This window comes from Enterobacter sp. GER_MD16_1505_Eko_090 (assembly GCF_003331015.1).
Classification (GTDB): Bacteria; Pseudomonadota; Gammaproteobacteria; order Enterobacterales; family Enterobacteriaceae; genus Enterobacter; species Enterobacter roggenkampii.
On record NZ_PUQF01000003.1, the window covers coordinates 81677 to 93946 of the forward strand.

9 protein-coding genes and 1 pseudogene are annotated in these 12270 nt (G+C 59.9%); 6 read left to right on the forward strand and 4 right to left on the reverse strand.

The annotated features are described in order from the left end of the window. Nucleotides 1-90: 90 nt before the first annotated feature. The 4 genes from C6A40_RS04415 to C6A40_RS04430 all read left to right on the forward strand — a co-directional run bounded on the left by C6A40_RS04415 (nt 91) and on the right by C6A40_RS04430 (nt 6280). Nucleotides 91-786: a response regulator gene (locus C6A40_RS04415; RefSeq protein WP_008500520.1), complete on the forward strand. Its 696-nt coding sequence runs from the start codon at nt 91-93 to the stop codon at nt 784-786. After that, complete coding sequence (locus tag C6A40_RS04420; RefSeq protein WP_045336021.1) at nt 783-1979, forward strand: sensor histidine kinase; 1197 nt, start codon at nt 783-785, stop codon at nt 1977-1979. Before C6A40_RS04415 ends, C6A40_RS04420 begins: the two co-directional genes overlap by 4 nt. 78 nt (nt 1980-2057) lie before the next feature. Further along, nucleotides 2058-3206 (forward strand): efflux RND transporter periplasmic adaptor subunit, encoded by a 1149-nt coding sequence (locus C6A40_RS04425; protein WP_045336024.1) that lies wholly within the window; start codon nt 2058-2060, stop codon nt 3204-3206. Then, on the forward strand, nt 3203-6280 hold the full coding sequence (locus C6A40_RS04430) for an efflux RND transporter permease subunit (protein ID WP_045336026.1): 3078 nt from the start codon (nt 3203-3205) through the stop codon (nt 6278-6280). Before C6A40_RS04425 ends, C6A40_RS04430 begins: the two co-directional genes overlap by 4 nt. A gap of 18 nt (nt 6281-6298) precedes the next feature. On the opposite strand, the gene C6A40_RS04435 is transcribed toward C6A40_RS04430, so the two are convergent. Continuing rightward, the gene (locus C6A40_RS04435; protein WP_045336029.1) at nt 6299-7066 is read right to left on the reverse strand and encodes an arylamine N-acetyltransferase family protein; all 768 of its coding nucleotides are present in this window, start codon (nt 7064-7066) and stop codon (nt 6299-6301) included. 96 nt (nt 7067-7162) lie between these two features. Between C6A40_RS04435 and C6A40_RS04440 the strand changes: the two are divergent. Further along, nucleotides 7163-8607, forward strand: a pseudogene (locus tag C6A40_RS04440) (aminotransferase-like domain-containing protein). Here the strand turns inward: C6A40_RS04440 and C6A40_RS04445 are convergent. Next, a complete protein-coding gene (locus C6A40_RS04445; RefSeq protein WP_045336031.1) occupies nt 8579-9463 on the reverse strand; it encodes a LysR family transcriptional regulator in 885 nt (294 codons plus the stop codon). The pseudogene C6A40_RS04440 and the gene C6A40_RS04445 sit on opposite strands and share 29 nt — an antisense overlap. 134 nt (nt 9464-9597) lie before the next feature. On the opposite strand from C6A40_RS04445, the gene C6A40_RS04450 reads away from it, so the two are divergent. Further along, a complete protein-coding gene (locus tag C6A40_RS04450; RefSeq protein ID WP_023343995.1) occupies nt 9598-10578 on the forward strand; it encodes an NAD(P)H-dependent flavin oxidoreductase in 981 nt (326 codons plus the stop codon). A 66-nt stretch (nt 10579-10644) separates the two neighbouring features. On the opposite strand, the gene C6A40_RS04455 is transcribed toward C6A40_RS04450, so the two are convergent. Together C6A40_RS04455 and C6A40_RS04460 are read right to left on the reverse strand one after the other, a co-directional pair. Further along, entirely contained in the window at nt 10645-11091 is a 447-nt protein-coding gene (locus C6A40_RS04455; RefSeq protein WP_045336035.1) for a hypothetical protein, read from the reverse strand. Between the two features lie 75 nt (nt 11092-11166). Then, the gene (locus C6A40_RS04460; RefSeq protein ID WP_045336037.1) at nt 11167-12222 is read right to left on the reverse strand and encodes an SDR family oxidoreductase; all 1056 of its coding nucleotides are present in this window, start codon (nt 12220-12222) and stop codon (nt 11167-11169) included. Nucleotides 12223-12270: the final 48 nt, after the last annotated feature.

Below are 12270 nucleotides of genomic sequence, written 5' to 3' on the forward strand. Positions count from 1 at the left end.
ACTGGGACAGCCACACAATGTTGGCGCAGTATGATTTGGCTGAATCAATGAATCGTCGGGATAGTGTTAAGAAATGGTCAAGGTGAACGGATGTTATCCAGAAGAGTGTTGATTATTGAAGATGACGCCGACGCGGCTGGCGTGCTCGAAGCCTATTTACGGCGTGAAAATTACGACGTGACCATTACCGGAGACGGTCTTTCCGGGCTGGATATGGCGCAGCGGTGGAAGCCCGACCTCATCCTGCTGGACGTGATGCTGCCGGGACTTAACGGCACCGAGGTGCTGGCGGGCCTGCGTCGTAAAAGCGATGTGCCGGTGATCATGGTCACGGCCATGGGGGATACTCCCGATCGCATTGGCGCCCTGCGTTACGGTGCCGATGATTACGTGGTGAAGCCTTATCATCCGGGCGAAGTGGTGGCGCGGGTGCAGGCGGTGCTGCGGCGCAGCAGTAAAAAAGAGACAGAGGAAAAGATCCTTCGCTGGCAAACGCTGGCGGTGGATGTCGCCGCCATTGTGGCGTGCGTGGACAACGGCGACGACGCGCCTGTGATGCTCGATCTTACGCCAACGGAATTCTCGCTTCTGGCAACGCTGCTGCGCTCGCCTGCGCACCCGTTCTCCCGCCAGTATTTACTGGAACACTGTTTGCCGGAAAGCGAGGCGCTGGAGCGCGTGGTGGACACCCATATTTATAACCTGCGTAAAAAACTCGAAGCTGTGGGTATTTCCGGCGTGCTGATCAACGTGCGCGGCGTGGGTTACAGGTTCAGACAGCCATGATAAAAAATCGGCACGCCTCTCTGTGGCGCTGGATTTGCGCGCGCATCTTAGCGCTGGCCATCGGCAGCGTGATCGTTATTGCCACCTGCATGTGGCTGCGCTATGCGGTCCAGAACTACTGGATCATGGGCAGGATGCCGCCAGCGGTCCGGCAGGAGTTTCTGACGCTCAGCCAGAACCCGCAGGCCAATCCGGCCCGCTTCCACTCGATTGTGGACACCTGGTGGGGCCTGAGCTATTCCACGCCGTCCATCGCCTCAGCGGACTGGGTCACGGTGGCCCTGCTGGTGCTGGTGATGATCCCGTTTATTGTGGTGATGGGGCTCAAACACGCCCGCCCGCTGGCACTGCAGTTCAGCCGCCTTCGCGATGCGGCAAAGGATGTCGCCGAAGGTCAGTTTGGCCGTCAGGCAGAGCTGATCAAAGATGCACCGGCAGAAATGGTCAGCTTTGCGACCGACTTTAACTCTATGACGGGACAACTTGCCCGCTATGAGAAAGAGCTCCGCGCCTCGCACGTCGCGATGGCGCATGAGCTGCGCTCGCCCCTGACGGCCGCCATCGGGCGTCTGCAGGGCATGTTAGACGGCGTGTTTGATGCCAGCCCGGCGCAGCTGGGCATGGTGATGAAACAGCTCCAGCACCTCAACCGCCTCACCGACGAGCTCCACCTTCTCTCTTTGGCAGACGCGGGTAACCTTGTGCTGGAGGACCAGCCGTTCTGTCTGGATGAGCTGATTCAGGAGCGGGCTGCCTGGATCATGCCCCAGGCGGATGCGCATCATTTCAGGATAACGCTGCGTAACCCGCACACCAGCCCCTTCCGGGGCGATGCGTTCCGTATGGGGCAGGTCGTTACTATCCTTATGGAAAATGCACTACGCTACGGGCGCGAGGGCGGCCACCTTGAGGTGGCGCTGCATTACGCCAGCGGGCATTACATCCTCGAATTCACCGATGACGGGCCGGGCGTGTCGCCCCAGTTCTTACCGGAAATGTTTAAACGCTTTAGCCGCGAGGAGCAGTCCCGCGCGCGGCATTCCGGCGGCAGCGGCCTCGGTTTGTCCATCGCCCGGGCGATTTGCGAGGCGCATGGGGGTGAGATTAGCGCGTCATTACCGGAAACCGGCGGCCTTGCGGTGCGCATTTTGTTGCCCTGGCTGCCGTCCGATAATGAAAATCTCCCCTCTTGATAAAGCCTTGACAGAACATCGAATCTTTCTCGACGTAGCGCGCATTTAATAACGCCATTCCCTTTATGGAGCGGCGTTATGTCAGACGAATTTTTTCTCTCCCTCCGCCACTGCCTGCATCATTTGTACGGCGTGGCGCGCACCCTTTCCTGGCTGCATTTTCTTCCCCTGGCCCTGCTTGCGCTGGCGATTTTTCCGCTGACCGGCTGCGGTGATAAACACGAAAACAAACCTGATCCAGTGCGTAAGGTACGCTACGTCGTCGTTGGCTCCGCCCAATCCCTTCCCGCGCTGGAAAGAACCGGTGAGATCCATGCCCACGATGAAACGACCCTGAGCTTTCGCACCGGAGGCCGGATACTGACGCGTAGCGTTGATATTGGCGACCGGGTCACTGCCGGACAGCTGCTGGCCACGCTTGATAATACGACCGGGCAAAACCAGCTCGACAGCGCCGCGGCCGACTATGAAGGCGCCAAAGCCTCAGCCCAGGTCGCCGCGCTTAACGTCAGTCGCATGCAAAAGCTTATGCCAACGGGCGCGATAGCCCGCACGCAGCTCGACAGCGCCCGTGCGGACTGGCTTGTCGCCCGCGCGCGCTTAAAAAGCAGCGAGGCCGCATGGCGAAATGCCCGCGAAAGTCTCGGCTGGACGCGCCTGATCGCCCCACAAGCGGGCGTCATCACGGCCGTGAGCGCCTCTGCGGGACAGGTTGTCAGCGACGGCCAGTCCGTGCTGACGCTGGCGACCGGGGAAGCCCGCGACGTGGCGTTTGACATTGCCGCGCCCGATGCGATCCTGCCTCTGGATAAGGCGGTTTTGCAGGTTTCCCTCCTCAGCGACCCGTCGGTACAGGCGTCTGCCCTGCTGCGGGATATGACCCCGCAGGCCGATCCTCAGACCCGCACGTGGCGCGTCAGAGCCACCCTGCAAAACCCGCCGGAGGCCATGGCGCTCGGCGCCAGCGTCACCGTAACGTTGCCCTCCGCCGCCCCGCACGGGTACGCGCTTCCCGCGTCGGCGCTGACCCGAGCCGGCGACAAACCGGCGGTTTTTGTGATTACCCCGCAGTCGCGGACACAGCTGCGCGTGGTGGTGCCCGTCGGCTATACGGCCACCTCCGTCATGATTGCCTCCGGCCTTGAGCCCGGCGACAGGGTGATTACGGCGGGCGTGAGCACATTACGACCCGGCGAGCCGGTGATGGCCGGAGAGGTTCAGCCATGAACACAGGATCGGAAGCCCAATTTAACCTTTCCGCCTGGGCGCTGAAGAACCAGCAGATGGTCAGCTTTTTCATGCTGCTGGTGATTGCGATGGGCGTGTTCTGCTATGAGAAGCTGCCGCGTAACGAAGATCCGGCATTCACCATTAAAACGGCCGTCGTCTCCGCACAGTGGCCGGGAGCCTCCGTGACGGATACCACCCGCCTGCTGACCGATACCCTTGAAAAAAAGCTGCAGGAAACGCCCTGGCTGGACTATCTCGAAAGTGAAACCCGTGCCGGACGCACCGTTATCCACGTCAACCTCCGTGACGATACGCCCCCGCAACGCGTGCCCGATATCTGGTATCAGGTTCGCAAAAAAATGCAGGACATCGCGCCGTCCCTGCCCGAAGGGGTGCAGGGTCCTGCCGTGGATGACGAGTTTGACGACACGTTCGGCACAATTTACGCCTTTATTCCCGAAGGCTTCACCCTGCGGGAGGTGCGGGATCGCGCAGAGACAATACGGCGCGAGCTCATGTCTCTGCCGGATATGGGCAAAACCACCCTGCTGGGCGAACAGCAGGAGCAGTGGGTTCTCGCCTTTTCTCCGGCGCGCCTGGCCGGTATGGGGCTGGATATTCAGGAGGTTACCGACGCCCTCCGGGCGCAAAACGCCGTTGTCCCGGCAGGAACGATGCGTACCGGGCAGGAGAACATGGCGATAAAGGTCAGCGGGGCGCTTACCACCGAAGAGAGTTTACGCGCCGTCACGCTGCACGTTAACAATCGCTATATTCCGCTGACCGACATTGCCACCGTCACCCGGGAAATCGCCGAGCCACCGGCCCCGGCCTACCGGGTGAACGGCAAACCGGCTATCGGACTGGCGGTGTCGATGGCGCCGACAGGCAACATGCTGCGTTTCGGTGCTGCGCTGAACGCAAAAATGGCGGCCCTCAGCGCCGGGCTGCCGCACGGTATTGAGATGGTGAAAGTCGCCGATCAGTCAGCGGTGGTGAGTGAAGCGGTAAGCGGGTTTATCCGGGTACTTATCGAAGCCGTTGTTATCGTGCTGGCGGTTTCATTTGTCTCGCTGGGTTTGCGGGCCGGACTGGTGGTGGCGACGGCCATTCCGCTGGTGCTTGCCATGACGTTTGTCGGCATGATGCTCGCCGGCATCGGCCTTCAGCGTATCTCGCTCGGGGCGCTGATCATTGCCCTGGGCCTGCTGGTGGATGACGCCATGATCGCCGTCGAAACGATGGTCTCCCGACTGGAAGCGGGGGATTCCCGTCGACTCGCGGCCACCTATGCATTCAAAACGACGGCCTTCCCGATGCTCACCGGTACTCTGGTCATGATTGCCGGTTTTATTCCCGTTGGTTTTGCGGCCTCCAGCGCCGGTGAATACTGCTTCTCCCTGTTTGCGGTGGTGCTCATCGCCCTGCTCTGCTCCTGGGCCGTCGCGATCCTGTTTTCGCCGCTAACGGGCACGTGGCTGCTGCCGGAAAAAGTCAGACATCACGCGGCAGGACCGGGACGGATCGCGCGCGGGTATGGACGGCTTTTACGCCTGGCGCTCCGCCACCGGCTCGCTACCGTACTGATTGCGCTTGCCGCGCTGGGGCTGTCAGCGTACGGCACGACGTTTATGCAGGGCGAGTTTTTCCCCGCCTCGGACCGGCCCGAGTTGTTGGTCAGCCTGACGCTTCCGGCCAACGCGTCGCACCCGGAAACGCTCAGAGAGGTGGAAAAGCTGGAAAAAGCGCTGGCCGACAACAGCAATATCGATCGCTTTTCGACGTACGTTGGCTCAGGTGCCATCCGTTTTTACCTGCCGATGGACGTGCTGCTGGAAAATGAAAATATCGCCCAGATGGTTGTGGTCGCGAAGGATCTTGCGGCGCGGGATCGTCTGCACGCACAGCTCAACACGATCCTGGCGACGCAATTTAGCGACATCATCACCCGCGTGTCGCCCCTTGAGCTGGGGCCTCCCGTCGGCTGGCCCATCAAATACCGGGTGAGCGGGCCGGATTATCTGCAGGTCCGGGCGCTTGCGAACCGTCTCACGGACGCGATTGGCCGCTCCCCGTTCTCACGCGACGTTAACCAGACGGCCGGAGAGCCGGAGAGGGTCATCACCCTTAAGGTGAATCAGACGGCGGCCAGAGCGGCGGGAATATCGTCAGAAAGCCTTGCCCGCACGCTGAATACCGTCTGGTCCGGCAGCGTTGTCACGTCCATCAGAGATAATGACCGCCTTGTCGACGTGGTGCTCAGGGCCGAGGACAGCGCGCGCCAGAGCACCGCCACCCTCTCCTCACTCACGATTCAGGGGAATGACGGTAAAAAAATTCCGCTCAGCGCCGTCGCAACGCCGGTCTGGGGCGTGGACGATCCGGTCATCTGGCGCCGCCAGCGCGTGCCCTTTATCACGGTGCAAACCGACCTCGCCCCGGGGCTGAGGGCTGAAGCGGTATCCGCCGCGCTGCGTCCGGCGGTCGATAAACTGCGCGCGAGCCTGCCCGCAGGTTACAGCATTGAAGAAGGCGGCGCGGTTGCCGAATCGGATAAGGGGAACAGCTCCGTCTTTACCGTTCTTCCGGTGACGCTGGTCATCATGCTGATGCTGCTGATGCTTCAGCTGCGGCGATATTCCCGGATGCTGCTGGCGCTCCTGATGGCCCCGTTTGGTTTACCGGGGATCGTGCTGGCTATGCTGCCTGGCGGCACGCCGATGGGGTTTGTCGCGCTGCTGGGCGTCATCGCCCTGGCAGGGATGATCGTGCGTAACGCGGTAATATTGATTAGCGAGGTTGACAGCAATCTAGCTCAGGGGATGGCAAATGATGCCGCGATTATGGCGGCCGCGGAGCACCGGGCCAGACCCATCTGTCTGACCGCCTGCGCCGCCATTTTGGGCATGATCCCCATCTCTCACCAGGTTTTCTGGGGCCCAATGGCCTATGCCATCATCGGCGGGCTGCTGGCTGCGACGCTGGTGACGCTGACCGTGTTACCCGCGTCGTTTAGCCTGCTGTTACAGTGGGGGGCTCAGCGCAAAGCCGCAGCCGACGGGCCGGGCTGAGTCCCCATCGTTCTCCGATTACGCGGCGGTCAGCGCAAAACGGTCTTTCAGGACATGGCGGATGTCCTCCTCCGCCAGCTGCCGCGTTTCAGTGCCGTTCGCCGTGATGGTTTTCAGCATATCGCCCAGCAAAATCTGGCGTCCTTCCGGGCTGTGCTGCACCACCACCCGCTTCTGCACAAAAATAGCCTCAGGATGCGTCGAGTTAAGGTAGTTGGCCGGAACGAAATCAATCCACTCCTGAGGCGTGAGATCGAAGCCGTATTGTCGGGCCCATTCGCCTTCCACCTTCGCCTCGAGCAGATACTCGCCCTCCGCGCTGCGGCTCAGGCGAAACGTGTCGAAGTCCTGGGTGATTTCCACGTCAAGCGTGTCCAGCGCCATTGGCGCGCGGATGCCGTAGCTGCCGAACCCGAGATCGCAAAGCCACTGGCGGCTCTCCACCTCGGCGATGAGCGCCATATGGGTTTTTGGCCGCCGCGCGGGGTAGAACATCGGGCGCGCCGCCACAAAACGGTAAGGTATCCCTAACGCTTCCAGCGCCATGGCAAAAAGCCCGTTCACCTCATAGCAGTACCCGCCGCGCCCTTTCTTTAACACCTTCTCGGCAATGTCGTCTGGTGCCAGCGAGACAATTTTCCCCGCCTGCACGTCCAGATTTTCAAAGGGAACAGAAAAGAGCTGATGACGCATCAGCGCATGCAGGGTGGACGTATCGGCCGCCGCCGGTCCGGTGTAGTTTATGCGTTTGAAATACGAGGAAATGTCGAAATTATCGCTGTGCATAATGCCTCCTTGTCCTGAACATGCCGGACACTATAGATGGCGCACATCATTGGCTGTATAGTCAGTTTTATCGAAAATTAGCCTGAACAGATACCCATGTCTGCCCCCTCCCCACACTATCGCCGGATTGCTGAGCGTCTGCGCCTCACGCTCTCTTCAGGCGCATTGCGAGTCGGTGACCGGATGATCTCCGCACGTAAACTGGCCGAACGCGAGCACGTGAGCCTTCCGACGGCGCTGGAGGCCCTTCGCTGCCTTGAGGCTGAAGGGCTGATCGTTGCGCGACCGCGTTCAGGTTATTACATCCGCCAGATCAGCCTCCCTCCGCGCGCGGAGCCTGCGCGTTCCACGCCGGGCCCGGTGCCCGTGACTATGTCCGCCGTGGCCCGCTCGCTGTTCAGCAGCGCAGAAGCCCGCCTGGTCCCGCTGGGCGCCGCCCTGCCCGATCCCGCGTGGCTGCCCGGGGAGGCGCTACAGCGGGCGTTACACTCCGTGGGCCGTCGTCTGGACGCGCATGGGCAGAGCTACAGCCTGCCGCCGGGAAGGCGTGATTTACGAAGCAAGATTGCGGCGCGTGCTGCACAGTGGGGAGCCCGTTTCGGCGCGGACGATCTGATTATTACCGCAGGCGCGACGCAGGCGCTGCGCCTGGCCCTGCGGGCCGTGTGTCAGCCAGGTGATGTGGTGGCGGTGGAGCAGCCCGCCTACTTTGGCACGCTCCTGCTGCTGGAGGATTTAGGCCTGAAGGCGTTAGAAATCCCCACCGATCCTGCTGAAGGTCTGTTACTGGAACCGCTGGCTGACGCCATCCGCTGCCACCGTCCCGCGGCCGTCCTGGCCTCGCCCACCGTGCAAAACCCATTGGGTGCCAGCATGCCCGTCGCGCGCAAGCAGGAACTGGTTGCTCTGCTTGAAGAAGCCGGTCTTCCTCTGATTGAGGACGACGTTTACGGTGACCTGGTCGGTGACGGGCAACGTCCTCCGGCCTGCAAAGCCTTCGACCAGAACGGGAATGTGATTTACTGCAGCTCCCTGTCTAAAACGCTTGCGCCGGGGTGGCGAATCGGCTGGATTGCCGCCGGACGCTATTACCCGCAGGTCTTGCAGGCCCGCATGGCCGGAGAGTGGGCAGGTGCGCCGCTGCTGGAAGCCGCGACGAGCGAGATGCTGGCAAACGGCGACTACGACCGTCACCTGCGGCGGCTAAAGCGGCGGATCGCAGAGGGAATCGCCGCCGTCGTGGTGCGGGTCAAGGCCAGTTTCCCCCCGGTACCCGCGTAAACGTCCCCGAAGCTGGCTTTCTGCTGTGGGTAGAACTTCCTCCGCAGGTCAACGCGCTGGAGGTGCATCGCCGCGCGCTGGCGCGGGGTATTGGCGTCAGCCCCGGCCCCCTGTTTTCCCCTGGCGCAGAACTCACGCACTTTCTGCGGCTAAACTGTGCAAACGAACCGACGCCCCGCCTGCTCAATGCCGTGGAGCAGATTGGTGCGCTATGCCATGAGCTGGCCGCTTTCACACCAGACTCTCCAGCCATTCGGTAAATACCCGTACCTTGCGGGAGAGATGACGGTGTGGGTAGAGCAGTGACAGTTTGCGGTCCGGCGAACGATATTCAGGCAGGACCTCAACCAGCAGGCCACGGTCAATGTAAGGCTGGAGAAAGAGATTCATTCCCTGCATTACCCCCAGCCCGGCCAGGCCTGCCGCGATGTAGGCCTCGGAGTTATCCACCACGAGCTTACCGGATAGCGCGATCTCCGCAACGCCCTCTGGCGTGGTAAACGTCCACGGCTGAACGTGCCTGCTGCTGTTGTTAATCCAGTTAATCGCCTGATGCTTGCGTAAATCCTCCAGCGTTTCTGGCGTACCGTGTTCAGCCAGCCAGGCCGGGCTGGCGCAGGTCGTGATTTTAATGTTCCCGATTTTACGCGCGATATAGTCGCCGTCGTCCAGCTCGCCCACCCGCAGCACGCAGTCCAGGCCGTCCCGCAGCATATCCCGACGGCGGTCAGAGCTGCTCAGGATGATGTCGATATCAGGATGCTGACGATAAAAATCAGGCAGGTTGGGTATCACCCGCAGCGCCGCAAAAGAGATGGGCATATCCACACGCAGCTGGCCGTGTATCGGTCGATCGGCGCCAAACGACTCCAGTAATTCGTCCGCCTGCGCCAGCAGAGGTTTACTGCGGCGATAAAAGGCTTCCCCATCCGGCGTCAGGCTAATCCGACGCGTGGTGCGCTGCAGGAGCCGCGTGCCGCTGTGTTGTTCCAGAAGCTGCAGCGCTTTGGTCACTGCCGGTCGATGGACCTGCAGATTCTCTGCCGCCTGGGTAAGGCTCCCCGAGTCGACAATTTCAATAAAAATCCGAATAGATTCAAAGAGGTTTATTTGCATAAGGGATGTCTTGCCGCGAGCGGGAGAAAATGATTGTTATTAATTTTATAACAGTGATGAATATTTTTGGCTATTTTTCCTAACAATCTTCCTCTCTACACTCTCCCTCATTCAAACGTAAGGGAGAGTCTGCTATGAAAAATAACCGTATCTGTCAGATCCTGGGTATCGAAAAGCCCGTTATTCAGGGACCGTTATCCTGGCTTACTGATGCCCGTTTAGTGGCCGCGGTCAGCAATGCCGGAGGACTCGGCGTGCTGGGCCCCAACGCCGGTTTAACCGCCGATACCGCGGTCTCCACGCCGGAAGAGACCGCCGAAAAAATGCGGGAAGAAATTCGGAAAACCAAACGGCTGACCGAAAAACCCTTCGGCGTGAACCTGATCCCCACCGCCGTTAATGACGTCTGGACCGGGCCAATTCTTAAGGTGGTAAAAGAGGAAGGCGTCAGGGCCGTGGTGTACACGGGCTATGGGGAAGGCAGCATTATTCCTGCGCTGTTCAATGAGTTAAAAGAGGCAGGTATCGCCATTATCTACCGCGACATCAATCCCACGCCGGAAAATACCCTTCTGGCTGAAGAGATGGGGGCAGACATCATCGTCGCCACCGGTTTTGATGAGGGTGGGACGTTACCCGCGACGGCGCTGGGTACCTTTTCCATCGTGCCGCTGATTGCCGACGCCGTGAAGCACGTCCCGGTGATGGCGGCGGGCGGTATTACCGATAATCGCACCGCCAGAGCGGCGCATGCGTTAGGGGCAGAAGGCGTGTTTGCCGGCTCGGTGTTTATCAGTACCGAAGAAAGCCGCGTGCCGCAGGGGGTCAAAGAGAAAATTGTTGCCGCCAACGGCCTGGACCTGCTGCTTTTCCGCACCGTCCCCCACTACTATCGTTCTCTCCCCGGCAAGCTGGCGGAAAAACTGGCGGCGATGGATAAAGCTGGCGCAAGCAACGAAGCGCTGGGCAAGGCGATGGGCGGATTACGGGGCCTGCGCCTGGGCATGCTGGAAAATAATACCGATGAAGGGTATATCGCGCTCGGCACGGGGATTGGGAATATCCGCAGCGTGAGAAGCGTGGCCGAGGTTGTCGATGCGTTAACGGTTGAGTAAGCCCTTAACCCTGATGCTATGGACGCTGCACAGGAGCAGCGTCCGCAAACCGTCTGCGGTCCTTTTTCATAGATTGAGGATTGCGCGTTCTTTAACCACAGCGTCAGGATTGGCACGTTTTACCGCTGCCAGAAAAGCCGTGAAGTTATGATTCCAGAGGGTAAGATTGTTATAAAACTGCACCTGCTTTTCATTAACACCGTCGCGGTAAATAACAATCCAGACCCGTCTGCTGTTTATCTCTGTATTCCCCGGTCTGATTTTAATGATGTTAGCCAGCGCAATTTTACGGGTGGCGTTGTTTTTAACTTCATATAAAAACTGGTCATCATAAAACCAGGTTTTACCTGCATTTCCGCCAAATATGGAGGGACTGGCAGATATCTTTTTCATCCCGTTACGGTCTGAAATGATACGTTTTGCCTGGCGAATGCGTCTGACCAAAAAGCTTAACAGAATGAGAAGCGCAATGAGGGGCAGAGCGACTGATATCATTTTTAGACTTTCGTGCATATCCCTGCCCCACAATACATTCATTTTAACGCGTGAGTATAACGCGCCGATCGTTGATGACAACAACCCTTACGGTCAGGGAATAATCCGCGCGGCTCTCAACTGCGCGAACAGGTGGAAAAACATCTCATCCGTCGCCTGCATTTGCGTAAAGCCCGCCCTGCGCAGCTTGCTCCCGTCACCAAACATGTCGTAGTCCCAGCTAAAGACAAAATCGGCAAACCGCCCGTCGCTCAGCTGCAGAATATCCGCTTCCACCAGCCGCTCTCCGGCAAGCTCGCGCCATACGCCGCGATAGTCCGTAAACAGCTGATGAAATGACAGCCTCACCGGCGGTGCAGAGTCCAGGTCAAACCAGCGTGCGATGCGCGGCCAGAGCTCGCTCCAGCGCCAGATATCACCATTATTCACGTTGAACGCCTGATTCTGTGCCGCAGGTGACGCGGCGGCCCACAGCGTTGCCTCGGCCAGCAGCCCGGCGTCGGTATGGTCAACGATACTGTGCCAGGTCTGTTCCGAACCGGGAAAACGCAACGGTAAACCCAGCGCCTTGCACAGGGAGGCGTACAGGGCAATGCTCAGCGCAAGGTTCATGGCATTGCCCGGTACCGCACTCCCTACCACGCCCGGCCTGATGGCATTCCAGTGCCAGCGCTTTCCCCGCTGAAACTGGCTGAGCCACGCAAGCTGCGCGGCGTTAAATTCGGCACCCGGTACGACGGGATCGCTTTCGCGCGCCGGGGTTTTAAACGGCCCCAGATGCGCGCCGTAGACCTTGTACCCCTGCATCAGGCTTACCGTCTGCAAAGGTGCCGTTTTTTCGAGGATGCTGACCAGATTACGCAGCATGGTGACGTTCGGCTCAACCATGTCTTCCCAGTTCGCCGCGTTCGCCCAGGCGCTGTAAAAGAGATGGGTGGCACCGTCCAGGGAGCGCAGCGCCCGGGCGCTGTCCTTTTCATCCAGTAAATCGATCTTGACCATCGGAATGCCGTCAGGATGCGACCCGGCATGGCGGCTAAGGCCGATCACCTGCCACTGATGGTGCAGGAGCGTGTTGACCATCTGTCTGCCGACAATGCCGCTGGCGCCCGCGACCAGGGCGACGTTGTGTTGCTGCCTATTATTCATGGTATTTCTCCGGAAAGGGTGACAGACGCAGTGTGATATATTATTTTT